This window comes from Kitasatospora sp. NBC_00374 (genome assembly GCF_041434935.1).
In the GTDB taxonomy this organism is placed as follows: Bacteria; Actinomycetota; Actinomycetes; order Streptomycetales; family Streptomycetaceae; genus Kitasatospora.
In genome coordinates, this window is sequence record NZ_CP107964.1 from 7,357,601 (window position 1) to 7,381,747 (window position 24,147).

Here is a 24,147-nt window from a genome sequence, read left to right on the forward strand (position 1 = left end):
GGGCCGGCGGGTCACCGGGCGACCCTGTCCGGGGTGGTGGTGCGGCGGGTGAGGAGGTCGGTGGTGATGTCGTGGGAGCGTTGGGCGAGGACGCTGATGAGGGAGTCGGCGATGCCGTGGGTGGCTTCGTTGACGCCTTGGAGGTAGACGGCGGCGGTGGCGGTGCGGCCGAGGTCGATGCGGTAGTTGCGGGTGACGTTGATGTGGGGGAGTCCGGTTTTGGTGGCGAGGTCGCGGACGAGGGCGGGCATGCGGGTGTCGTAGCCGGTGCCGAGGAGGACGAGGTCGCAGGGGAGGGGGGTGGTTTTGCCGGTTTTCCGGTCTTTGAGGTCGAGGATGACCTTGTCGTTGTCGAGGTGGGCGTGGGTGACTTCGGTCATGGTGTGGATGGTGGAGCGGGGGGTGCCGAGCATGCGTTGTCGGTAGAGCATCATGTAGAGCTCGTCGAGGAAGGGGGGTGCGAGTCCGGCGTAGTTGGTGAGTCGCATTTCGTCGAGGACTTGGGCGCGGATTTCGGGTGGGCTGTCGTGGAATTCGTCGACGAAGGAGGGGAAGAAGAGTTCGTTGATGAATTTGCTGGTCTGGTAGTTCTGGAGGCCGATGGAGCGGACGATCATGGTGATGTGGCTGTTGGGGAGGTTTTCGTGGAGGGCGTAGAACATTTCGGCGGCGCTCTGGGCGCCGCCGATGACGACGGTGTGGAGGGGTTGGTCGCGGGGGATGTCGGCGATGCGGGTGCGGTAGCGGGCGCTGTGGATGACGCGGTCGGGGGGGAGGTCGGTGAAGGGCTGGGGGATGTGGGGGTCGCGGCCGCCGCCGATGACGAGGTCGCGGGCGTGGATGGTGTCGCCGTCGGCGAGGGTGACGTGCCAGCCGGTGGGGGTGTGGTTGTGGTCGTGGACGGGGTCGATGGTGACGACGCGTGCGTTGTAGCGGATGTGGACGCGTTCGAGTGAGGTGGCGACCCATTGGAGGTAGTCGGAGAATTCCCAGCGGAAGGGGTGGAAGGTGCCGAGGTTGACGAACTGGTCGAGGCGGCCCTGGTCGTGGAGGAAGTTGAGGAAGGAGAATTTGCTGCGGGGGTTGCGCAGGGTGACGAGGTCTTTGAGGAAGGAGACCTGGCTGCGGGCCCAGGGCATGAGCAGGTCGCGTTGCCATTTGATGTCGGGTGCCTGTTCCAGCAGCAGGGTGCTGTCGGCCAGTTCGGTGTTTCCGCACTCCTCGATCGCGGCGGCGAGGGCCAGATTCGCCGGGCCGGCACCGATCGCCAGAACGCCAACCTCGTGGTCGGTCACGCTTCCTCCTCGATGACAGTGGACCCGTTCGACGGCACAACGCCGCGCCGGGGAAAAGGAGTTGGGTCATACAGGGCCGGGCCGGCGAGGTTCCACAGCCGGGGCCCGGCACCCGGGGAATCGGGACCGGCCTACGCCGCCCCCGGCCCGGCCGGGGCCGGATCGTCCCGCGCGGCCTCGTCCGCGGCCGGTCGCAGGTCGATCCGGACCAGACCGGCGGCGGACTCGGCCAGCCGGAGCGCCTCGGCGGGGCTCTTCGCGTGCGTCATCACGATGCCCGCCCGGTCCCACGAGTTGCGCAGCCCGGTGAACCGGTGGCCCGGCGGCACACTGCACTGGGCCATCAGCACGCCCTCGGCCCGCCGGGCGTCCTCGATGCCGCGCACCTCCGCGACGGTGCCGGGGCCGGCCGCCAGGAACCGGACGGCCGCGCCGCCCTCGGCCCGCGCGGGCAGCGCGCTCGGCGGGTCCTCGCCCTTCATCAGCGCGAAGTAGCAGCGGAACAGCTCCACCGGGTACGCCACTTCGATGATGTCGACGATCGCGTCGCCGGGCAGCCGGCCCGCGCACTCCACGAGGTACGGCACACCGCCGGAGACGATCCACTCGCAGTGCACGACGCCGTCCCGGAAGCCCACCGCGTCCACCACGCGCGCCGTCTGCGTGCCCAGCGACTCGCCGAGCGCGGCCGGGATGTCGGCCGGCACGACGTGGGCCAGCTCCACCGGGTGCGGGCCCGGGAACAGGCGCTTGCCGGTGACGTTGACGAACAGCGGCTCGCCGCCCCGGACGAGCATCTCGACGCTGTACTCGTCCCCGTCGACGAACCGCTCGGCCAGCATGGACAGTTCCATCGGCCGGTCGGGGACGAACACCCCCTCGTCCTGCACCAGACAGTCCGCCCACGCCGAGTCGACCTCGGCCGGGCCGTGCAGCACCCGGGTGCCCACCGACGCCTGCCGGTTGGCCGGCTTGAGCACCACCGGCCCCGCCGTCGCCCGTACGAAGGCCAGCACCTCGGCCGCGCTCCGCACCCTGGCACTGGCCGGGTTGGCGATCCCGGCCGCGGCGCTGACCTGGCGCAGCAGGGCCTTGTCCCGCAGGATGAGGGCCGCGCCGAGGCCCGCGCCGGGCAGACCGTAGCGTTCCGCGAGCCGCGCGGCGAACGGCGTGGCGTACTCGATCGCCGGGACGACCGCGGCGGGGTCGAGGTCGGGATGGGCGAGGTAGAACTCGTCGGCCCGGCCCGGCAGGTGGTACTCCCACTCGATCAGGTCGCGGACGAACGCCACGTCCTTGAGGGTGTCGCCGACCCGCCGCTTGCGGGCGACGTCCGGTTCCTCGATGTAGATCACCGAACCCTCGGGCTGGAACGCCCCGATGGCGGCCAGGGTGACGCCCACGAATCCGACGATCAGGACCGGTCGGGCGGTTGCGGGCTGCTCGTTCATACCGTGTCTCCGACGACCTCGTGGTTGCCCTCCGGGCCGGCGGCCGGCTCCGCGGCCGGCTCGGCGTCGCGACGGAGCCCGGCCATGGCGAGCAGACCGGCGGCGCCGTTCACGAGGGCGCACAGCAGCCAGAACCCGCTGCCGAGCCGGCTCCAGACGAACACCCCGAACAGTGGCCCGATCGCCAGTCCGAGGCCGGCCACCGCCTGCATGGTGCCGATGTACCGGGCCTTCAGCGCCGAGGGGAACGTCGCCGGGTGGGCGAACATGCTCGGGCCCGCGATCATCAGCCCGCTCACCGCGAGGACCGCGCCGAGCAGCACGAACGCACCCGAGTGGGTGGCCAGGGCGTAGACCGCGAGGCCGAGCGAGTTCACCAGGTGGCCGAGGACCACCGCGGTGTGCGTGGGAATCCGCAGGATGTACGTGGTGATCTTGAGCTCGCAGGTGATCAGCACCACCGAGGAGACCGTGAGCACCCCGCTGTACAGGCCGGTCGGGTAGCCGTCCCCGACCACCTCCAGCGGCAGCGCGATCGAGGACTGCACATAGGTGATCGTGCCGAGCAGCACGGCCGCCAGGTAGCAGAGGTACTTGCGGTCCCGCAGCATGGCGGCGTACGCCGCGCGGCCGGTGACGGCCGGGCGGCCGGGGTCGGCGTCGCCGGCGGTCCCGGCCTCGTCCGGCGCCGATCCCTGCGCGCCCGGCCCGGGCCGCCTCGGCAGCAGGACGAAGGCCAGCGCCGCGTACAGCAGCGCGGTCACGCCGTCCAGCCAGAACAGCGCGTCCCAGTCCGCCAGGATCAGGCCCGCGGCGATCAGCGGCGCCAGCGCGGCCCCGGTGTTCAGCGCGATCCGCATCATCGAGAACGCCATCACCTGGTGGCGCTCCGGCATCTCGTCGCTGAGCAGGACCGACGCCGCCGGCCGGTACGCCTGGGCGAGCAGGCCCGCGAGCCCCACGACGAGCAGCAGCAGCCAGAGCGACCCCGGCCGGCTCAGCCACGGGATGACCGCCACCAGCGGGGCCGAGCCCGCCATGGCCGCCACGATGGTGGCCCGCGGGCCGAACCGGTGCGTGAACTCCCCGCCCAGCATGGTGCCGAAGATGGTGCCCACGCTGTACGCGACGATCCCCAGACCCGCCGTGGTGACCGACAGGCCCCGGTGCGTCAGGTACAGCACGAGGAACGTCTGCACGAACGCGCCGAGCTGGTTGATCAGCACGCCCCCGAGCAGATACCGCACCGTGACCGGCGTCGCCCGCAGGGTGTCGAGGACACCGATCGGGGCCTCTTCGTCCTTCATGCCGCCACCTCCGTCACCGCGTTGACGATCCGTCCGGCGACCAGCGGGGCCGAGGCGAACCCGGTACCGCCGCAGGCCGCCCGTGACCAGACGGCCGGGCCGACGCGGGCGAGTCGCGCACCGCCGGTGTCCGGGTCCGTCGTGTAGTGGCAGGCCCTGGCCGCCACCACGGTGTAGCGCTCGACGTCGGGGAGGACGCCGGCCTCGGCCAACCGCCGGGCCCAGGGCGACTGGTCCTCGTCGGCACAGTCGGCCGCGGCGACCTCCCGGCACACGGCGTCCGAGCTGATCTTCAGCAGGGTGCCGCCCCCCGGCGGCACCGCCCAGGCCCGCCCGTCGGTGCCGAGGCCGCCCACCGCGGGCGCCGTCCGCCACCACCGCGCCAGCCGCTCCGGCGGCCGCAGGTAGAGCATGGTCTGACGGCGCAGCACCACCGGATGGTCGACCAGCCCACGGCCCCACGGGCCGGCGGCGACCAGGACCAGGTCGCCGCCGAGCACCTCGCCGCCGGCCAGCACGACCCGCCCGGACTCCGGCTCGACCGCCGTCACGGCGCAGTACGGCCGCAGGGCCACCGCCGGATGCCCGGCCAGCCACCGGGCCGCGGCCCGCAGCACCCGCCGCGCCAGCAGCACACCCGCCTGGGCCTCCCGGACCCCGGCCGAACCGGCCGGGAAACCCAGGTGCGGCAGGTCGTCCGGGTCGAGCTCCGCCACCGGTACGCCCGCGTCGGCCGCCGAGGAGACCACCGCGGCCACCCGGTCCCGCGGCCAGGCCGTGACCACACCCACGCGACGGTAGAAGGCGGTGCCGAGCACGGTCTCCAGCTCCCGCCAGCGATGGTGGGCGCCGACCATCCGCCGGGTGCCGTCCGGATCTCCCGGCACCAGCGTGCGGATCGCCCGGTGCTGGTCGTACGAGCTCGACTCCGGGTTGGGGATCGCCCCCCGGTCCAGGACCGTCACCCGGTGGCCCGCGAGCGCGCACTCCAGCGCGGTCAGCAGTCCGACCACGCCCGCCCCCACCACGACCACCCGCGCGGCCCGTGCCGCGGTCACCGGCCGGCCCCGGCCAGCCGCGGCAGCCGTCCCGGCGTGACCTCCGTGGCGTGCGACGCGGCCGGGATCCCGCCGTCCGGCAGGCCCTGTCCGGCCAGGTCGATCAGCAGCGGCGCCGCGCAGCGCAGGAAGACCTCCACCTCGTGGCAGAAGTCGCCCGCGTCACCCGCCGACACCTCCCACCGGTCCAGCCGGGCCAGCTGCTCGGTCAGGGTGAAGGCCGCCGCCGTCAGGCTGAAGCGGCGCGTGTCGTACGCGGCGGCGAACCGTTCGAGCAGCCGCGCCGCCGCGGCCCTGGAGCGGGCCGACACCGGCAGCGCCCCGGCGCCGGTCCAGACGTCGACCTTGGCCGCCACCCGGTTCCACGGCCGCACCAGCCGCGACTCGGTCACCGCGGCCATCGCCTCGCGGGTGAAGTTGGTGCGCTGGTAGTCCGGGCCGGTGGCGGCGAGGTAGAAGCGGACGAGGTCCCGCGGCACCTCGCCGGCCAGTTCCCGCCCCGTCACGACATGCCCGCGGCTGCTGGAGAACTTGTCGTGGTCCAGCTCGTAGAACTCGTTGGTGACGAAGTGCTCGGGCAGCGTGTAGCCGCCCAGCGCCATCAGCATCGCCACCCCGACCACCGCGAAGGCGAAACTGGCGTCGGAGCCGAAGAAGTACACCACCTCCGCGCCCGCCTCGGCCGACCACAGCTCGTCCCCGGCGCCGAGCACCTCGCCGCGGTGCTCGGCGGCCAGCGCGGTGCAGTGCATGCTCCAGGCGATGGTCTCGGCGTCGGAGTAGATCACCTGCCCGGCGACCTCGGGGAACGGCGCCGGGATGCCCCAGGAGATCGGCAGCGTCACGGGGTAGTCCGGGAGCGGCCGGGACAGCAACTCCTCGACCAGCTGCGCCAGGCGCGGCCGCATCGTCGCGGCCTGCCGGGCGAAGTACTCCACCAGCGCCTCGCGGTACTCCTCCAGCGGCAGCACCAGCACCTCCCGCTCGCGCAGCTCCACCGGATCGTCCGGGTGCAGCGTCGACTGCGGGTCGGTCAGCTCGCCGGACGCGATCCAGTGCCCGCAGTTCTCGCACAGCCCCGCACACCCGTCGGCCAGACAGACCGGGCAGCCGCCGCGTACGTACGCGTCGGTGAGGTACTCGGCGGTGCGGGGCGCGTACGGGAAGGGCACCGCCCGCAGCCGCAGCCGGCCGAGCCCGTGCAGCCGCTCGAAGAACGCCCGCACGGACCCCACGTAACGGTCGTCGAAGCGGACGAACCCGTCCGGCTCGATGCCCACGGCGGCCAGCGTCTCCTCCACCTGGCCGCCGGACCGGACGCGCAGCTCCTCGGGGTCCACGCCCAGCCGCCGCGCGGTGGTCACGATGTAGTTCTGCGTGAAGTGCACGCCCGTCCCGAACAGCACGTCGCGGCCGGCGGCGCGCGCGTACCTCGCGCAGACGTCGGCGCTCAGGAACGGGCCGGCCAGGTGACCGAGGTGCAGATCGCCGTTGGCGGTGGGGCCGGGGGCGATCACCATCGTGCGGTCCATCAGCTGGTCCTCTGCGGGGTGGTGGTGCGGCGGGTGAGGAGGTCGGTGGTGATGTCGTGGGAGCGTTGGGCGAGGACGCTGATGAGGGAGTCGGCGATGCCGTGGGTGGCTTCGTTGACGCCTTGGAGGTAGACGGCGGCGGTGGCGGTGCGGCCGAGGTCGATGCGGTAGTTGCGGGTGACGTTGATGTGGGGGAGTCCGGTTTTGGTGGCGAGGTCGCGGACGAGGGCGGGCATGCGGGTGTCGTAGCCGGTGCCGAGGAGGACGAGGTCGCAGGGGAGGGGGGTGGTTTTGCCGGTTTTCCGGTCTTTGAGGTCGAGGATGACGTTGTCGTTGTCGTTGTCGAGGTGGGCGTGGGTGACTTCGGTCATGGTGTGGATGGTGGAGCGGGGGGTGCCGAGCATGCGTTGTCGGTAGAGCATCATGTAGAGCTCGTCGAGGAAGGGGGGTGCGAGTCCGGCGTAGTTGGTGAGTCGCATTTCGTCGAGGACTTGGGCGCGGATTTCGGGTGGGCTGTCGTGGAATTCGTCGACGAAGGAGGGGAAGAAGAGTTCGTTGATGAATTTGCTGGTCTGGTAGTTCTGGAGGCCGATGGAGCGGACGATCATGGTGATGTGGCTGTTGGGGAGGTTTTCGTGGAGGGCGTAGAACATTTCGGCGGCGCTCTGGGCGCCGCCGATGACGACGGTGTGGAGGGGTTGGTCGCGGGGGATGTCGGCGATGCGGGTGCGGTAGCGGGCGCTGTGGATGACGCGGTCGGGGGGGAGGTCGGTGAAGGGTTGGGGGATGTGGGGGTCGCGGCCGCCGCCGATGACGAGGTCGCGGGCGTGGATGGTGTCGCCGTCGGCGAGGGTGACGTGCCAGCCGGTGGGGGTGTGGTTGTGGTCGTGGACGGGGTCGATGGTGACGACGCGTGCGTTGTAGCGGATGTGGACGCGTTCGAGTGAGGTGGCGACCCATTGGAGGTAGTCGGAGAATTCCCAGCGGAAGGGGTGGAAGGTGCCGAGGTTGACGAACTGGTCGAGGCGGCCCTGGTCGTGGAGGAAGTTGAGGAAGGAGAATTTGCTGCGGGGGTTGCGCAGGGTGACGAGGTCTTTGAGGAAGGAGACCTGGCTGCGGGCCCAGGGCATGAGCAGGTCGCGTTGCCATTTGATGTCGGGTGCCTGTTCCAGCAGCAGGGTGCTGTCGGCCAGTTCGGTGTTTCCGCACTCCTCGATCGCGGCGGCGAGGGCCAGATTCGCCGGGCCGGCACCGATCGCCAGAACGCCAACCTCGTGGTCGGTCACGCTTCCCCCTCGATGACAGTGAAGCCGCTCACGGACAGTCCCCCGCCGTGCGGTTCCCGATGGTGAAGCCACCGTTCCGGAACGCCGGCCGAGCGACGTAAGGAGGCTAGGGAGCGGCCGTTCCCGGTCGATAGGGGAACTCTTCCCACCCCCCGGGGAACTCTGGGACCGTCCCCGCCCGGTGCGGCGGGAACGCGGCCGGCCGCTCCGACCCCCGCGGACCTCCTGCCAACTCCCGTGGCGGCCGGCGGTGGTGCGCGTGCCGCCGAGATCCCGTTCACACGTCGCGTCGGCGCACGACGACCAGCGCGAGGACGATCGCGACCGACGGCCAGAGCGCGAGCACGGTCCAGGACCCGGGGACCGTGGCCGTGTACGCCAGGCTGTCGGCCCCCGGGTCCCAGTGCTCCAGCAGGCGCCTCCAGGCCGCGCCCACCATCAGGTGGTTGACGTCGGCGGACCAGCGCTCGGACTCCGAGAACATCGGCTGCAGCATCAGCAGGGTGAAGGCGGTGGTGATCATGGTGGCGGCGCCGTGCCGGATCAGGACACCCAGGCCCAGGCCGGTGAGCGCGCAGACCGGCGCCAGCAGCGCGGACGCCACCACGGCGCGCAGCACTCCGGGATGCCCGAACGGAACACCGGCGTGACGCCCGCTCAGGATCGCCTGGGAGACCAGGAAGGAGCCGGTCGAGACGACCGTGCCGACCACGGTCCAGAGCCCGGCCAGCGCCGCCGCCTTGGCGAGCACCACCGAACCGCGGGCGGGCACCGCCACCGTGGTGGTGCGGATCAGCCCGGTGCCGTACTCGCTGACGACCGTGAGCGCGCCGATGCTGCCGGCGACCAGCATCAGCGTCAGATAGCCGGCCGGCGGGTACGCGTCGAACACCAGGAACCCCTGGTTGGTCCGTGCGTCCGGGCCGACCCTCCCGAGGTTGTCGTACTCCGCCAGCGTCGCCACCGCGGAGGACCCGATGACGAACAGCGTGACGAACGCGAGCGTCCACGGGGTCGAGCGCAGCGACCGCATCTTGATCCACTCGGCGGCGAGCAGGTCGCCGAAGCGGGCGGGCGGGTCGGCGGCGGGCGCGGCCGTGGTGCCGGGGGGAACGGAGAGGGGTGTGGTCATCGGGGCCGTCCTGCCAGGTATTCGACGCTGTCGGCGGTCAGTTCCATGAAGGCCTCCTCCAGGGAGGCACTGCGGGTGGTCAGTTCGTGCAGCAGGATCCGGTGCTCGAAGGCGAGCGCACCGATCCGGTCGGCCGGCAGGCCGGTCACGGTGAGCCGTTCGGCACCGGCGGAGCCCTCCGGCCCGACCGACGCGCCCGCCGCGGTCAGCAGAGCGGTCAGCTCGGCGGCCTGCGGTGTGCCGACCACGACGCTGAGCCGGGTGCTGCGGGCCGCGAAGCTCCGTACCGACTCGGCCGCGATCAGCCGGCCCTGCCCGATGACGACGAGCTGGTCGGCGGTCTGCTCCATCTCCGTCATCAGGTGACTGGAGAGGAAGACCGTGCGGCCCTCGGCGGCCAGCCGGCGGAAGAGGTGGCGCACCCAGAGCACGCCCTCCGGGTCCATGCCGTTGATCGGTTCGTCGAACATCAGCACGGGCGGATCGCCGAGCAGGGCGGTGGCGATACCGAGCCGCTGTTTCATGCCGAGCGAGAACCCGCCGATCCGGCGCCGCGCCGCCTCCGACAGGCCCACCTCCTGGAGCACCTCCTCCACCCGGCGTCGGGGGATGCCGTTGCTGCGGGCCAGCGCCGCCAGGTGGGCCGCGGCGCTGCGTCCGCCGTGGACCTGCCCCGCGTCGAGCAGGGCGCCGACGTGCCGCAGGCCGCGCCGGTGGCTGCGGAACGGGACGCCGCCGACGGTGGCGGTGCCGCCGGTCGGCGTGTCCAGGCCGAGGATCATCCGCAGCGTGGTGGTCTTGCCGGCACCGTTCGGCCCGAGGAACCCGGTGACCTGCCCGGGCCGGACGGTGAACGACAGCTGGTCGACGGCGGTCCTGCCGCCGTAGGTCTTGGTGAGTGCGTTGACTTCGATCACGGCCCCAACGCTGCCGGTCGGGCCCCGGTCGGGACATCGGGCCGGGGGCGGCACATCGCGCGGCACGTCAGCCCGTGGACGTACGCCCACGGGCCCATGCCCCGCGGGTGGCGGGCGGATAGTCTCGCGGCATGACGAAGACGAGGCCGATGACCTGGGGCGTCGGTGTGCTGTACCCGGTCGTGCTGCTGCTGCCGGTGACCGGTTCGCCCGCCGCCTCCGGCACCCAGCACGGCATCGGGGCGCTGCTCGCCTCCGGCCTGCTCATCGGGGTGCTGCGCCACAGGCCGCTGCCGGCCCTGACGATGGCCCTGCTCGGCTCCGTGCTCGTGGTGCCGCTCTCCCAGGACCAGAGTCCGGGCCGGTTCGCCTCGTTCCTGGCGGTGGACGTGGTCCTGGGCCTGATCGTGGCGACCCGGTCCCGGCGCACCGCGGTCGTGGCCGCCGCGGTGTCGTCCACGGTGCAGCTGGTCACCGTCGCCGGTTTCACGCACGGGCCCGAGGGCCTGACCGGCCTCAGTGTGATCACCTTCCTGCTGACGGCCACCTCATGCATGATCGGCCTGCTGGTCCGCGAGCGCCGCGAGCACGCGGTGGCGTTGCGCTCGCAGGAGGTGGCCGAGGCGGTGACCGCAGAACGACTGCGGATCGCCCGCGAGTTGCACGACATGGTCGCGCACAGCATCGGCATCATCGCCATCCAGGCCGGGGTCGGCAGCCGGGTCATCGAGACCCAGCCGCTGGAGGCCCGTGAGGCGCTGCGGGCCATCGAGGCCACCAGCCGGGAGACCCTGGCAGGCCTTCGGCGGACACTGGTGGCACTGCGTCAGGCGGATCCGGACGACGGGGTCGCACCGGCACCGCTCGCCCCCGCCCCCGGCCTCGCCGACGTCGAGCGACTGGTGGCGGCGACCGCGGACGCGGGGGTCGGGATCGAGCTGCGCTGGGCCGGTGAGCGGCGTCAACTCCCGGCCGACATCGACCTGTCCGCCTACCGTATCGTGCAGGAGGCGGTGACCAACGTGGTCCGCCACGCGGGCACCGGGCACTGCCGGGTGGCCATCGACTACGGAGTGGAGGAGCTGACCGTGGAGATCGTCGACGACGGGCGCGGGATGCCGGGCGCGGCCGGGTCCGGCTTCGGCATCACCGGCATGCGGGAGCGCGTCAGTCTGCTGCACGGCCGGTTCAGCGCCGGGCCGCGCCCCGAGGGCGGTTTCCGGGTGGCGGCCAGGCTGCCGCTGCCCGAGCCCGTCGGGGCCCCGGCGGACCTCCGATGAGCATCCGCGTCGTCCTCGCTGACGACCAGCCGCTGGTCCGGTCCGGCCTGCGCGTGATCATGGCCGACCACCCCGACCTGAACGTCGTCGGTGAGGCCGCGTCGGGCGCCGAGGCCGTCCGGCTGGCCCGGGAGCTGAGCCCCGACGTGCTGGTGATGGACATCCGGATGCCCGGCATGGACGGCATCGAGGCCACCCGCCTGATCACCGCCACCTGCGACACCACCCGTGTCCTGGTCCTGACCACCTTCGACGAGGACGACCACGTCTACGGCGCTCTGCGCGCCGGTGCGAGCGGATTCGTCGTCAAGGACATGGCGGTGGACGACATCCTCGCGGCGATCCGCGTGGTCGCCGCCGGCGACGCCCTCATCGCCCCGGGCGTCGCCCGTCGTCTGATCGCCGAGTTCGTCAACCGGCCCGCACCCGCCACGGAGCGCTCCCCGCGTCCGGTCACGGGCATCACCGAGCGCGAACGGGAGGTCCTCACGCTGGTCGGCCGAGGCCGCTCGAACACCGAGATCGCCGATGAACTCTTCATCTCGGTGGCCACCGCCAAGTCCCACGTGGCGCGGCTGTTCACCAAGCTCGGCGCCCGTGACCGGGTCCAACTCGTCATCGCCGCTTACGAGATGGGCCTGGCCACAGCGCCGCGGTGACCCGGTGGCGGTCACCGTCCGCGGTCGCCGCCGACGCCGGCGATCCGTCGGGCCGAGGCCTGCCCGGGCTCCCGGACCAGACCGGCGACGTGGTCGGCGATCATGTCGAGGATCTGTGTCGCCGCCTCCGCGTCGCCGAGGACGAGGAAGTTCAGCGTCAGCCCGTCCGTCATCGCCGCCAGGTAGCGCGCCAGCACGTCGGCTGGGACGGTGAGTTCGAAGCCGCCCAGGTGCCCGAGCCGGTCGAGCAGCTCGATGTAGGCCGCGGAGTACAGCTCGTACTGCCGCCGGGCCAGCTGCTCGAAACCGGGCTGGCGCAGCGCGTACTGGGTGAGCTCGTAGGTGAGCATGTGCTCGCCGGGGTTGGCGGCCACATGGTCCCAGTAGGCCTGGAAGCCGGACCGGATGGTCTCCCGGAGGGTGGCTCGGGGCCGGATCGCCTCCCGCACCATCGTGACGGAGTGCTCGGTGATCGTCGCGATGACGGACTCCAGCAGGGCCTGCTTGGAGTCGAAGCAGTAGTGGAAGACGCTCAGCGACACGCCCGCCTCGGCGGCGATCGACCGGGTGGTGGTCCTGGCGACGCCGTCGCGGGTCATCGCGCGGATCGCGGCCTCGGTCAGCTGTCTGCGCCGCTCGGCGGACGGCATCCGTGCCATGGGGCTTCCTCTCGTTCGGGGGCTGCGGGCTGCGGGCGCGACGGCAGGGGGCGGTCGGACCGGGAGTACCGGTCGGACCGCCCCGCCGCCGCCCGGAGGCGACGCCCGTCAGGTGCTGTAGACACCGACCTCGTGCAGCGAGTAGCCCCACTTGGTGCCGCGTTGCAGCCCGTGGACGCGGACCAGGCGGGCCGGAACGCCGGCGAACTGCGCGGTGTCCAGGCCGCCGTCACCGGTGGTGGTGGACCAGACGGTCTGCCAGCCGGCCCCGTCCGTGGAGACCTCGATCCGGTAGGCCTTCCCGTAGGCGCGTTCCCAGTCCAGGGTGACCCGCCCGACCAGGGAGGTGGACCGCAGGTCGATCTGCAGCCACTGGTCGTCGCTCCAGTCGCTGGCCCAGCGGGTGCCCGTGCTGCCGTCCACGGCCCGGCCGGGCGCGTAGCTGGTGAACGGGTTCCACTCCGCGGAGCTGGCCGAGGCGGACGAGCCGGCGGCGAGGTTCACCCCGGCCCGGTGCTTCTCGGACGCACCCCAGGTGTCGAGGTAGGTCTCGGCGCCCCGGAAGAGGTCGTCCACCACGTCCTGGCCGCCGACCAGCCGGATGTCCTCCAGCCAGTCCGGGACCAGGCCGTAGTGCGCGGCGCCGTCGGTGTTGATGTCCCAGGTCCGCTCGCCGGTGGTCTGACGGTCGATCACGGAGCCGCCGTCCGCGCTGCGGAAGGGGTAGCGCACCGGGTTCGGGGTGTCGGTGCCTCGGGGGCCGGGCCAGCCGCCGACGCCGTTCATGTCGGTGCCGTAGCCGTAGCCCACGTGGTACTTGTCGCGCAGCGCGTCCGTGCGCTTCGCCTCCGCGCTGAAGCCCTCGGCGCCGTGCATGTACTGGGCGACGAAGCCGCCGAGCTTGTAGACCCGTTCGGTCCAGTCCAGGTCCATCCAGCTGTGCGAGGAGATCACGCCCGGGTAGGACTCGGACTCCAGGATGTCGAAGGCGCGGCCCGCCGCCTTGACGCTCATGTGGTCGATCTCCAGCATCATCTTGCGTTTCACCATGCCGTGCACGGCGTACTCGCCGAGTTCGGTGAGGCCCCGGGTGTTGCACTGGGCGCCCGCGGCGTACGACGGGACCGCGACGCCCTCGGGGAGGTCCTTCTGCGCGGCGAGCGCCGGTGCCAGGCCGATGGGGTTGTCGTGCTGCGGGCCGGCGCACTGCTCGGTCTTCCAGAAGGTGCCGGTCGACAGGAACTGGCCGACGTTGATGGCCGTCCCGAGCGCGCCCTCGTCGAACCGCACACCGCACAGCGCGTTGTCGAACTTGTGGCACAGGAACATACTGCGGACGCCGAGCCGGTACAGCTCGTCCAGGCCGCGGTCGATGTCGTCCCTGCTGCACTGGGCGATGTCCAGGATCTGTTTGCAGCCGAACGGTTCGGAGGTCTCCACCCCCAGGACGACGGCCAGCTTGCCCTGCTGGATCACGTCGCGGGCCTGCGCGCTGTCGGTGACGATCCGGAACCAGCCCTTGCCCGGCCCGCCGTACATCCGGTCGACGTAGGCCTGCAGGTCGTAGGTCTTCTGCGCCTGGAGCCGGATGGAGGTCATCTCGTCGCAGCCGCGGTCCTTGAAGAGGTAGACCGAGCAGATCACGCCGTTGGTGACCAGGTCGTTGACCAGCACCCGCTGACCGCCGCGCCAGGCCCGCTCGACCCACGCGTAGTAACTCTGCTGGTGGGTCAGCGAGTCATGGGCGGGCCAGTCCTTGAACGTCGGCCAGCCGACGGGGTCGTGCCTGCCGTCGCCGCCGTTGGTGATGTAGTCGAAGATGGCGAGTGAGCCGTCCGGGTAGTGCTCGGGACAGTCCTTGAGCGCGTCCGCGATGCCCTGTTCGGAGAACCCCTTGCCGCAGATGAGCCGGCCGCCGAAGGCCTCGTTGGCCATCAGGTGGGTGTGCGCGTCGATGAAGCCCCGGACCTGCCCCTGGGCGTCCGTTCCCTTGAACGGCTCGCCCGTGACGTTGATCTGCGAGTCGGGTGCGGGCCGCGCGGTCGGGTTCCACCAGCCGGCCTCGCCGGAGGCCGGGGCCGGGGCCCCGGGTGCGGGGGCGGCGAGGGCCATGGCCACCAGGGCGAGGAGTAACGACAGGACTGTGAGGATCCTGCCTCTGCTGTAAGCGTGTTGAGTCATGGTCACCACTCGGGTCGAGGGGGGTGAGCGGACGGCGCGGTCGAAGCGCCGGACCGTCCGGGGGCCGTGACCCACCCCGTCCGGGCCGACTGGCATGTCCCGCGCACTCTGTGACGAGAATCGCCACTGTTGGAATCCGAGTCAATAGTCCGGGACGGATGACCTGATGATTCGTCGAGGGTGCTCGCCCGGCCGGTCCCGGGGGAGTCAGCCGCAGCTGACTCCGGAGCTCCTCCAGGTGGCGGCGTCGACCATGCGGGTCGGCGCGACGGCCTCCGCGGGCATGGCCTTGCCGTTCCTGAGCCGGTCGTACATGGTCTGGACGGCCAGCGCCCCGACGTCCTTGCCGTTGATGAACAGGGCGGCCCTCATGCCGGTGGGCCTGCCGCCGCCCCAGGCCTTGCAGGCGAGGTAGGCGCCGAGGCCGACGCCGATCACGTCCTCGGCCTTGAAACCGGCGTTCTCCAGCGCGGTCACGCCGCCCTGGACGTTCTCGTCGTTGCAGCCCAGAACGATCCAGTGCTTGACCGTGGGGTTGGCGGTGACGGTGGCCGCGACCCTGTCCTGAGCTCCGGTGGGCGTGTTGTCGGTCGCCACGTCGATCTTCTGGATGCTGGCGCCCGCGGCGGCGATGAAGGAGTCCTTGGCCGCGTTCACCCGGTCCGTGCAGACCGTGACGTCCTGCTTCCAGGCGGAGATGATCCGGGTGTCGGCCTGGTTCCAGCCCGCCTTGTGGTACTCCTCGCCGGCCCGCTTGCCGACCTCGCCGCCCATCTGGGTGCCGCTGAAGCCGATCCGGGGGACGAGGTCGGCCTTGCCGCAGGCGGACGGGTCGGGGCCGGTGGCGCAGATCTGGTCGTCCGAGGTGAGCAGGGCGACCTTGGCGTCCCTGGCGGTCTGCACCACCTGCGGACCGACGGCCGGGTCCGGCACCACGACGATCAGGCCGTTGGTCTTCCGGGCGACCGCCGAGCGGACTTCGCTCACCGTCTTGTTGGCGTCGGTGCCGAGGTCGACCACCTTGAGGTCGACCCCCAGCTCCGCCGCCTTCGCCTTGGCGCCCTCGGCCTCGCCGATGAAGTACTCCTGGTCGCCCTGCTTCTGGAGGTACGTCATGGAGATCTTCCCGTCGACCTTCGCGACCGGGTCGGCGGCTGAGGACCCGGACGGAAGGCCGGTCGAACACGCGGCGGTGGTCAGGCCGAGGATCGCGAGGAGGCCGGCGGCGGCGCGGTTGCCTCTGGTGCGGGACATGGGCGGCTCCTGGAATGGCGTCGGGTCTGAGCCGACCGGAGGAGACATAATCGCTCAGAAACCGACTTGATCGAACGTGTGGGGCACAGGAAACGCCCACTGTGTCGGGATCGTCAAGGGCGCTGTCACGGCCTCGCGACTTCGAGATGTTCCTGTGACATCAAGGCCTGGCCGGCTTGGGTGGCGCGAGGTGGAGCGCCGATGCCGGCGGGGCCTCCGCCCTGCGGTGGCCCGGGGCATGTGCCATTGTGTTCGATTCGCCCGGGGTTGACGGCCGAGGTTCCGCGACCGGAGCCCGGCTGCGGCGGCCCGTCGCCGCTTCGACGACTTCGGCGAGGGGCACGAACTGCTGGGCCGACGGATGCGGGACATCGGGCTGGAGCGGGGCCGCCTCTACGGGCTGATGCACGGCGGCCGCGGGCTGCTGCTCGACCGGACCGGGCGGCTGTCGGTGGAGGGCTGGGCGGATCGCGTCGACCACGTCGTCGACGTCGGCGAGGAACTGGACGTGCCCGCCGCGCTGCTGCGGCCGGACGGCCACGTGGCGTGGGTCGGTGAGGACCAGCGGGATCCGGCCGACCGGCTGCCGCGGTGGTTCGGCGCCGCCGCACGCTGAATCCCCGCGGCCCTCACCGGTGTTCTCGGCGCAGCCGCGCCGGAGCCGGCGGGCGCCCCGCTCGTGGCCGCCGGCCGCCCGAACGGGCTCGGCGATCCTTGCGTGGGTGCCACCCGCTGTGATCGTGCCGGGCGGATCGCGTCTCATGTCCTGACGAGGCGTCAGAGCTCCTGCTTCGCGGGGCTTCGAGGCCAGGTGCGACGTGGGTGAATCCTGTGCCAGTGGTCAAGTGAGCCCTAAGGGAACGTTAAGTGTCGGGCCCCGATGGGGCATCGGGGCAGGTCAGGGCACTTGTGTGCGGGGCGTGAACATTGCCGGGCCGGTGGCCCCTGCATACCATGTGGGCCCTCGGGCAAGGCGGCGCCTCGTTGAGAGCGCTCTCTCGGCCGCCCGGGTGGCCCGCCGTCCACGGCGGCCGACCTCCCGGCCCGGGAACACGGCAACTCCCTGCCCCAGGAAAGGCGTACTGCCCATGGCTGCACATCGCGCATCCCGATGGTCACTCGGCGGACTCGCACTCACGCTTGCCGCCGCGCTCGTGACGGCGGCCGTCGTGTCGACCACCGGCTCCGCCCCCTCCCGGGCGGGCGCCGCCGTCGTCGCGCAGGTCTGGTCGGACGAGTTCGACGGCGCCTCCGGCAGCGCCCCCGACGCCGCGAAGTGGACGGTGGAGAGCGGCGGTTCGGGCAACGGGAACCACGAGCTGCAGTACTACACACCCGGCACCGCCAACGCCTCGCTCGACGGGCAGGGCCACCTGGTGATCACCGCCCGCAAGAACACGGACTCCGGCCTCGGTTGCTGGTACGGGACCTGTCAGTACACCTCCGCCCGGCTGAACACCGCGAAGTCCTTCACCCAGGCGTACGGCCACTTCGAGTCCCGCATCAAGATCCCGCGCGGACAGGGCGTCTGGCCGGCCTTCTGGATGCTCGGCGGTGACCTCGGCCAGGTCGGCTGGCCCAACAGCGGCGAGATCGACGTCATGGAGAACATCGGTCGCGAGCCCGGGACCGTGCACGGCACCGTCCACGGTCCCGGCTACTCCGGGGCGGGCGGCCTCGGGGCCGGCTACACCCTGCCCGGCGGCCGCGCCTTCGCCGACGACTTCCACGTCTTCGCCGTCGACTGGAGCCCCACCGCGATCACCTGGTCGGTGGACGGTACCGCCTACCAGACCCGCACCCCCGCCGACGTCGGCGCCAACAAGTGGGTGTTCGACCATCCCTTCTTCGTCATCCTCAACCTGGCCGTCGGCGGCGACTGGCCCGGCAGCCCGGACGGCGCCACCGCGTTCCCGCAGGCCATGACCGTGGACTACGTCCGCGCATCGGCCTGGAACGACTCCTCGGGCGGCACCACCGGTGCGATCCGGGGCATCGGCGGCATGTGCGTCGACGTGGCCGGCGGCTCGAACGCCGACCGGACGCCGGTCCAACTGCACGACTGCACCGGCGGTCCCGCCCAGCGGTGGACGGTCGGCGCGGACGGCACCGTCCGCGCCCTCGGCAAGTGCCTCGACGTCGCGGGCGGCTCCGCGGCCGACGGAGCGGTCGTCCAGCTCTACGCGTGCAACGGCACCAACGCGCAGAAGTGGACGTACACCGCCGCCCACGACCTCACCAACGTCGGCGCGAACAAGTGCCTCGACGCCAAGGGCAACTCCTCGGCGGACGGCACCAGGCTCCAGCTCTGGACCTGCGGCGGCGGCGCCAACCAGAAGTGGACCGTGGGCTGACCCGGGCGCTCCCCGCACGACCGCAGACCACCGAGCGCGTCCCGCCGCCGCGGGACGCCACCGCAGAAGGGAACCCCTCGCCATGACAGCGCGCCACCACCGACCGATATCCCGCCGCAAGCTGCTCGCCGCGACCGCGGGCGCGGCACTCTCCGTCGCCGCCGTGACGAAGTGGATCGAGTCGAGCGCCTCCGCCTCCACCTCGGCCACCCTCCCGCTGGACCTGGTCAACACCACCGGCTCCGGCACCGTGTACGCCTACGTGCTGGGCCGGGATCCCGCGGCGGGCGGCAACTGGGCCTTCGTCCAGGCCGACGGCTCCACCCTGCACCATCCCCCGTCCCCGTCGAACGACCAGACGCCGCTGGGCGTCGACTGCGCCATCGCGCTCAACGGCCCGGGAGCCGGCCCCCGGCGGGTCACCCTGCCGCACCTCGACAGCGGTCGGATCTACTTCTCCGTCGGCGCGAGACTCACCTTCCTCATGAACCGCGGAGGGGGGCTGGCGCTGCCCTCCGTGAGCAACCCCTCCGACCCCAACGCGGCTGTCCAGCACGACTTCTGCGAGTTCACCTTCAACAACGACCAGCTGTACGCCAACATCACCTTCGTCGACATGGTCGGCCTGCCGATCGCCTTCCGGCTGGAGACCGCCCAGGGCACCCAGACGGTGCGCGGACTCCCGGCCGACGGCGTGTCCCGGGTCGCCGCCGCGCTGCGGGCCCAGTCGGCCGCCGACGGCAGCGACTGGAGCCGGCTGATCGTCAACCGGAACGGCGCCGACCTGCGGGTCCTCAGCCCCAACCTGGCGATCCGCGGGAACTCGTCGCTGTTCGCCGGCTACTTCGACAGCTACGTCGACCAGGTCTGGAGCACGTACCGTGCCAAGGACCTCCACCTCGACACCCAGTTCACCTGGGGTACCCTCACCGGCCGGGTGACCGGTGACACGCTGACGTTCCCCGGAGTCGGCAGCTTCGCCAAGCCCTCCACCCTGGCGATCTTCTCCTGCAGCGACGCGCCCTTCACGACCGGCAACGACATCATGGGCAACCTCAGCGCGCGGCTGGCCGCGGCGCTCAACCGGACCACCCTGCTGGACAATCCCGACCAGCCCACCGCCGAGCGGCCGGCCGCCTTCTACACCCGGCCCCGCACCAACCACTACGCCCGCATCCTGCACACCACCACCCCCGACGGGCTGGGCTACGCCTTCCCGTACGACGATGTGCACCCGGCCGGCGTCGACTTCGAGGGCAAGGTGCAGTCGGGCAGCCCCGGCCGGTTCACCATCACCGTCGGCGGCACGGCGGGCGACGGCGGCACCCCCACCCCCACCCCCACCCCGACGGCCACCGCCACGGCCGGCGGCGGGGTCGGCGCCTTCACCACCATCCAGGCCGAGTCCTTCAGCGCCCAGTCGGGGGGCCGGGCGGAGTCCTGCTCCGACGCGGGCGGCGGCAGCGACATGGGGTGGCTGCGGAACGGCACCTGGCTGAAGTACGCGGCGGTCGACTTCGGCGGAGCCGGGGCCACCCGTCTCAACGCCCGGGTCGCCTCGGGTGCGGCCAGCGGGGTGAGCGGTCTGGTGCAGGTGCGGCTCGGCAGTCCCACCGCCGCACCGATCGGAGGCCTCGCCGTCGCCTCCACCGGCGGCTGGCAGAGCTGGCGCACCGTCCCCGCGGACGTCAGCCGGACGACCGGCGTCCACGACGTCTACCTGACCTTCGACAGCGGACAGCCGGCCGACTTCGTCAACCTCAACTGGTTCACCTTCGCCTGACGTCTGCCGCGGGCCGCCGCGGCCCGTGACCGGCTCTGCCCGTGCCCGCACGGGTCGGCGGCGCCCTCCCGGACCGGGGAGGGCGCCGCCGACGACGCGCAGGCCCGAAGGCTACCGAGTGCCGCTGTCCAGCTGCTCCTGGAGCGCGGCGTCGGCCACCGCGATGGCCACGCCCATGGCCTCGGCGATGTGTCCGGCCGCGGACATGACGCGGGCGGTGCCCACGATCGGGGCGATCGCGACCAGGACGTCCTGCAACTGGCTCGCGGTCACGTTGGCCTCGACGGCCGGGCCGAGGTGGGCGAGGTAGGAGATCGACGGGGCGTCGGAGGCGACGAGTGCGGCGATCCGGGTCAGGATGAGCATGTCCTCGCTCATTCCGCACCGCTCGATGGAGTCCATCGTCATCGCCGCGAGCGTGTCGAGGACCGGGGTGTCGGACATGGTCGACATGTCGGTTTCCCTTCAAGGATGAGGAGACGCAGACGTCCGCCGCCCGGCGTCCGTCCGCTCCTGCTCGTCGACGGTAAGCCCGCCGCGTGGACTCGGCCATCCGACCGGATCGCGGCCGTCCGCCCGGAGTTGGCTGGCATGTGCATATCTATGCAAACTATGACAAAATGCCTGTATGCACGACTCTACCGAGCAGCATCAGCGCGCCGCCCACGGAGCCCACCCCTTCGCTCCCGTCCCGGCCCCCCGCGCGAACGTCACCCTTGCCCGCAACTGCCGTGAGTGCCGATCCTGGGGCACCGTGATCACCGAACAGGGCCGCCACGAGCTCTGTCCGGCCTGCCAGCTTCCCGGCGGTCCGGCCTCGTGAGCCGCGCGCCGACACCGGTCAGCGCGCCCACACCGGTCACGGAGCGGTCGGACCGGCGAGAGCGTCGGAGAGCTCGGGTCTACCGGCGATACCGAGCTTGCCGTACGCGTTGGTGAGGTGGACCTCGACCGTTCGCAGGCCGACGAAGAGGTGCTGGGCGATCTGCTTGTTGGTCATTCCGGCCACGGCCAGCGCCGTCACCCGGCGTTCGCTCGGCGTCAAGGCGTCCACACCGTGGAAGGTCCTGGTGCGCGGGCGGTCGCCGGTCGCGCGGAGCTCCTCCATCGCCTGCTCGGCGATCACGCTCGCCCCGCACTGGTGGGCCAGGCTGACGGCCTGCCGCAACTGCTCGCGGGCCTTCTCGACCAGCCCGGCGGCGCGCAGCCCGGCACCGTGGGAGACCAGGGCCTGCGCCCGGCGCAGCCGCGCGTCGGACTCGCCGAGCACCTCGACCGCCTCCCGCAGCAACTCCAGCCCAGGCCGCCCCGCCGTGGCCGTGCCGAGCGCCCGCAGCGCCACCCCGATCATCTCGGGCACACCCCAGCGGCGGGCCAGCTCCAGCTCCTCCCGGGCCAGCGTGCGGGCCTCCTCGTGCCGCCCCATCGTGACGAGCACCAGCGCGGCCTCGGAGCGCCACGGGTAGAAACCCGGCCCGGCCATGCCCCGGGTGCCGGAGCGCTTGCCGCAGAGCAGGAAGTCGGCCAGCGCCCGTTCCGGCAGGCCCTGGGCCAGGCGCAGCCAGCCCCTGGCGAGCAGGACGTAGTCGTTGGCCCAGTGCAGGTTCAGCTCTCCGGTCAGCCCGGCCTGGGCGAGCAGCGCCTCTGCCTCCTCCAGCAGCCCCTGCCGCACCCGGGCCTCCAGCAGCGTGGTGACCGGGAAGACGCAGTGGCTGGTGTGGGGCCCGACCCCGATCTCGCGCAGCGACTCCAGCGCCGCCTCGGCGTCGGCCCGGCACTCGGCGAGCCGGCCGAGCCGGCAGTTCGCGTTGGCCCGGGTACTGATCGCGTGCGCGTAGCCGAGCACGGAGCCCCGGGCCCGGGCCTCGGCCACCGCCGCATCGGCGTAGTTCAGAGCGGTCCGGGCCGCTCCGGCGGCGCCGAGCGCGAACACCGCGTTGTTGTAGACGATCGACTCGTCGTCGGCCGGGATCATGCCCAGCGCCAGGGCCCGCCGGGCGAACTCGACGGCCTCGGCCGGGTCCTCGCCGCGCATCGCCGCGCGCAGGCTGAGCAGGGCGGCCAGTGGGCGCTCCACGGCGCCGCCGCCCGCGTCCGCCAGATCCAGCTCCCACAGTCGCGGCCGGACGGCGGCGGCGGTGGCCAGCTCGCTCAGGCCCGCGTAGATGTAGTCGATCTCCAGCCGGAGCGCATGCTCGTCGCCGGCCTCGCGCAGCTCGGCGCTGGTGCGCCCGAGCACGTCCAGCGCCTCGGCGTAGCTGTCCGTCGCGAACAGTGCCATCGCCAGCCGCCGCGCGGCGGAGGTCCGGGCGGCGGCCCCCTGGGACAGCTCCAGGCTCTGCCGCAGGTTGCGCACCGCCGTCGGCACGCAGGAGGCCAGTTCCGCCTGCCCGAGCATGCTCAGCAGGGTGGCCCGCTCGCCCTCGGGCAGCGGTTCCCGCAGCGCGCGGCGCAGCGCGGCGACCGCGCCGTCCGGGTCACCGGCGGCCAGCGCCTCGGCGGCCGACCGGCGCAGCGCCTCGTTCACCCAGTCCTCGTCCAACGGGCCGGTGGTCTGCAGCAGCCGGCCCGCCACCTGGTCCTCGGGAGCGTTCTGCGTCCACAGCAGCCGCGCCGCCCCGAGGTGGATCCGCTGCCGCCGGCTGGGCAGCACCAGGTCGGCCAGCGCGCGGGCCGCGACCGGGTGGGCGAAACCGACCGCAGGCCCGACCCGCCGCAGTACGCCGGACTCGACCAGAGCGTGCAGGGCGTCCTCGACGACCGCCTCGGACTGCCCGACCACGCCGGCGACCAAGTCGGTCCCCGGCGTGCCGCCGAGGACGGCCGCCGTCTCGGCGACCTCGACCGCCGCCGGACCGGCGTTCGCCAGCACGGCCCGTACGGCCTGTCCGATCTCGGCCGGAGCGAGCGCGTCGAGCCGCTCGACGGCGTCCGCCGTGGGGGTCAGCTCCGCCGCCGCCGTGGCCCGCAGCAGGGCCCGGAGCAGGAAGGCGTTGCCGTTCGTCGCATGCCGGCAGCCGCGCACGAACGCCTCGTCCGGAGCCTGCCCGTGCGCCTGCTCCACCATCGCGGCCACGGCCGTCCCGCCGAGCGGCCCGAGTGCCACCCGCTGCCGGAACAGCTGCAGGACGGTGGCGGGCAGCTCCCGCTGCGCCGGCTCGACCGCCCCGGCGCCGACGGTGGCGAGGACGCCGACGGGCAGCCCTCCCGCGCGCCGCAGCAGGTAGCTCAGCCAGCGCAGCGAGGCCGGGTCGGCCCACTGCAGGTCGTCCACGGCGATCAGCAGCGGCCCCCGGGCCGCGAGGTGGACGGTCAGCCAGTGCAGGCCGCCCAGTACCGCGCCGTCGGCCTGCGCCGGTGTCGCGGACTGCGGCGGCCGGGGGTGGAACACCTCGGCGGCCGCCGCCGCGGGACCGTCCAGCAGTGGGTGCGGCGCGCCCGGCGGGGCGTCCGCCAGCAGTTGTTCGAAGAGCTGGCGGACGACACCGAACTCGAAGGCGCCGTCCAGCCGGTCCGCGGCGGCGAAGAGCACCGTCGTGCCCGACTGCCGGGCGCGGTCGACCACGGTGCGCAGCACCTCGGACTTGCCGCTGCCCGGTTCGCCGGTGACCAGGACCGCCGTGTGGCCGGCGAGCAGCGTGGTCAGGGTGTCGCCCTCGCGCTCGCGGCCGCTCGGCCATGGCAGTGAGGGGAGCTGCGCCGTACCGGAGTTCTCGTGGGGGCTGCTCGACATCCGCGTATCACACCTGTCTGTGGGGCCGGCCGGGTCCCGTCTTTCCCTGGCATGTCACGTGCCACACCCTAGCCTGCGCCGCCGACACGGCCGCCGGTCCCGTCCCGCGGGCCCGGTCCGGGTCGGCCGTTCCGGCGCAGGGGCGCACGGCTCCCGCGGGGCGGGCCGACGGCGGCTGCGGCACACCGGCCGCCGCCCCCGGCGCCGTCCGGGTGGGAAATGACGGATCGTCAACTCCTGTGTGCGGTCGCTGCTATGTTCGTCCA

General features: G+C 72.5%; 18 protein-coding genes and 1 pseudogene. 6 read left to right on the forward strand and 13 right to left on the reverse strand.

The window, feature by feature from the left end:
* Nucleotides 1-11: 11 nt before the first annotated feature.
* The 8 genes from OG871_RS32670 to OG871_RS32705 all read right to left on the reverse strand — a co-directional run bounded on the left by OG871_RS32670 (nucleotide 12) and on the right by OG871_RS32705 (nucleotide 9,978).
* Nucleotides 12-1,295, reverse strand: coding sequence for a lysine N(6)-hydroxylase/L-ornithine N(5)-oxygenase family protein (locus OG871_RS32670; RefSeq protein ID WP_371501715.1), 1,284 nt, complete (start codon nucleotides 1,293-1,295; stop codon nucleotides 12-14).
* 131 nt (nucleotides 1,296-1,426) lie between these two features.
* The gene (locus OG871_RS32675) at nucleotides 1,427-2,746 is read right to left on the reverse strand and encodes an ATP-grasp domain-containing protein (protein WP_371501717.1); all 1,320 of its coding nucleotides are present in this window, start codon (nucleotides 2,744-2,746) and stop codon (nucleotides 1,427-1,429) included.
* Nucleotides 2,743-4,053, reverse strand: coding sequence for an MFS transporter (locus OG871_RS32680; RefSeq protein ID WP_371501719.1), 1,311 nt, complete (start codon nucleotides 4,051-4,053; stop codon nucleotides 2,743-2,745). Before OG871_RS32680 ends, OG871_RS32675 begins: the two co-directional genes overlap by 4 nt.
* A complete protein-coding gene (locus OG871_RS32685; RefSeq protein ID WP_371501721.1) occupies nucleotides 4,050-5,111 on the reverse strand; it encodes an NAD(P)/FAD-dependent oxidoreductase in 1,062 nt (353 codons plus the stop codon). Before OG871_RS32685 ends, OG871_RS32680 begins: the two co-directional genes overlap by 4 nt.
* Nucleotides 5,108-6,643: a class I tRNA ligase family protein gene (locus OG871_RS32690; protein WP_371501723.1), complete on the reverse strand. Its 1,536-nt coding sequence runs from the start codon at nucleotides 6,641-6,643 to the stop codon at nucleotides 5,108-5,110. Before OG871_RS32690 ends, OG871_RS32685 begins: the two co-directional genes overlap by 4 nt.
* Nucleotides 6,643-7,929, reverse strand: coding sequence for a lysine N(6)-hydroxylase/L-ornithine N(5)-oxygenase family protein (locus OG871_RS32695; RefSeq protein WP_371501725.1), 1,287 nt, complete (start codon nucleotides 7,927-7,929; stop codon nucleotides 6,643-6,645). Before OG871_RS32695 ends, OG871_RS32690 begins: the two co-directional genes overlap by 1 nt.
* Nucleotides 7,930-8,206: 277 nt before the next feature.
* Nucleotides 8,207-9,061: an ABC transporter permease gene (locus OG871_RS32700; RefSeq protein WP_371501727.1), complete on the reverse strand. Its 855-nt coding sequence runs from the start codon at nucleotides 9,059-9,061 to the stop codon at nucleotides 8,207-8,209.
* Nucleotides 9,058-9,978, reverse strand: coding sequence for an ATP-binding cassette domain-containing protein (locus OG871_RS32705; RefSeq protein WP_371501729.1), 921 nt, complete (start codon nucleotides 9,976-9,978; stop codon nucleotides 9,058-9,060). The genes OG871_RS32700 and OG871_RS32705 overlap by 4 nt, the downstream gene beginning before the upstream one ends.
* Nucleotides 9,979-10,109: 131 nt before the next feature.
* Between OG871_RS32705 and OG871_RS32710 the strand changes: the two genes are divergently transcribed.
* Together OG871_RS32710 and OG871_RS32715 are read left to right on the forward strand one after the other, a co-directional pair.
* Nucleotides 10,110-11,258, forward strand: coding sequence for a sensor histidine kinase (locus OG871_RS32710; protein WP_371501731.1), 1,149 nt, complete (start codon nucleotides 10,110-10,112; stop codon nucleotides 11,256-11,258).
* Nucleotides 11,255-11,917 carry a response regulator gene (locus tag OG871_RS32715; protein ID WP_371501733.1) on the forward strand — a complete coding sequence of 221 codons (663 nt, stop codon included), beginning with the start codon at nucleotides 11,255-11,257 and terminating at the stop codon, nucleotides 11,915-11,917. Before OG871_RS32710 ends, OG871_RS32715 begins: the two co-directional genes overlap by 4 nt.
* Nucleotides 11,918-11,928: 11 nt before the next feature.
* Here OG871_RS32715 and OG871_RS32720 read toward each other — a convergent pair whose 3' ends face one another.
* The 3 genes from OG871_RS32720 to OG871_RS32730 all read right to left on the reverse strand — a co-directional run bounded on the left by OG871_RS32720 (nucleotide 11,929) and on the right by OG871_RS32730 (nucleotide 16,011).
* Nucleotides 11,929-12,576, reverse strand: a complete 648-nt coding sequence (locus OG871_RS32720) for a TetR/AcrR family transcriptional regulator (RefSeq protein ID WP_371501735.1) — start codon at nucleotides 12,574-12,576, stop codon at nucleotides 11,929-11,931.
* Nucleotides 12,577-12,684: 108 nt separating this feature from the next.
* Nucleotides 12,685-14,757 carry a discoidin domain-containing protein gene (locus OG871_RS32725; protein ID WP_371501737.1) on the reverse strand — a complete coding sequence of 691 codons (2,073 nt, stop codon included), beginning with the start codon at nucleotides 14,755-14,757 and terminating at the stop codon, nucleotides 12,685-12,687.
* Between the two features lie 207 nt (nucleotides 14,758-14,964).
* Nucleotides 14,965-16,011: a substrate-binding domain-containing protein gene (locus OG871_RS32730; protein ID WP_371501739.1), complete on the reverse strand. Its 1,047-nt coding sequence runs from the start codon at nucleotides 16,009-16,011 to the stop codon at nucleotides 14,965-14,967.
* A gap of 325 nt (nucleotides 16,012-16,336) precedes the next feature.
* Between OG871_RS32730 and OG871_RS32735 the strand changes: the two are divergent.
* The 3 genes and pseudogenes from OG871_RS32735 to OG871_RS32745 form a co-directional block, all read left to right on the forward strand.
* Nucleotides 16,337-16,627: pseudogene (locus tag OG871_RS32735) on the forward strand (FAD-dependent oxidoreductase); the annotation flags it as partial.
* 472 nt (nucleotides 16,628-17,099) lie between these two features.
* Nucleotides 17,100-18,365 (forward strand): ricin-type beta-trefoil lectin domain protein, encoded by a 1,266-nt coding sequence (locus OG871_RS32740; protein ID WP_371501741.1) that lies wholly within the window; start codon nucleotides 17,100-17,102, stop codon nucleotides 18,363-18,365.
* 82 nt (nucleotides 18,366-18,447) lie between these two features.
* Entirely contained in the window at nucleotides 18,448-20,148 is a 1,701-nt protein-coding gene (locus OG871_RS32745; protein ID WP_371501743.1) for a beta-1,3-glucanase family protein, read from the forward strand.
* Between the two features lie 111 nt (nucleotides 20,149-20,259).
* On the opposite strand, the gene OG871_RS32750 is transcribed toward OG871_RS32745, so the two are convergent.
* Entirely contained in the window at nucleotides 20,260-20,601 is a 342-nt protein-coding gene (locus tag OG871_RS32750; RefSeq protein WP_371501745.1) for a carboxymuconolactone decarboxylase, read from the reverse strand.
* A 175-nt stretch (nucleotides 20,602-20,776) separates the two neighbouring features.
* Here OG871_RS32750 and OG871_RS32755 point away from each other — a divergent pair, with 175 nt between their 5' ends.
* Nucleotides 20,777-20,971, forward strand: a complete 195-nt coding sequence (locus OG871_RS32755) for a hypothetical protein (RefSeq protein WP_371501747.1) — start codon at nucleotides 20,777-20,779, stop codon at nucleotides 20,969-20,971.
* 36 nt (nucleotides 20,972-21,007) lie between these two features.
* Here OG871_RS32755 and OG871_RS32760 read toward each other — a convergent pair whose 3' ends face one another.
* Nucleotides 21,008-23,881, reverse strand: coding sequence for an AAA family ATPase (locus OG871_RS32760; protein WP_371501748.1), 2,874 nt, complete (start codon nucleotides 23,879-23,881; stop codon nucleotides 21,008-21,010).
* Nucleotides 23,882-24,147: the final 266 nt, after the last annotated feature.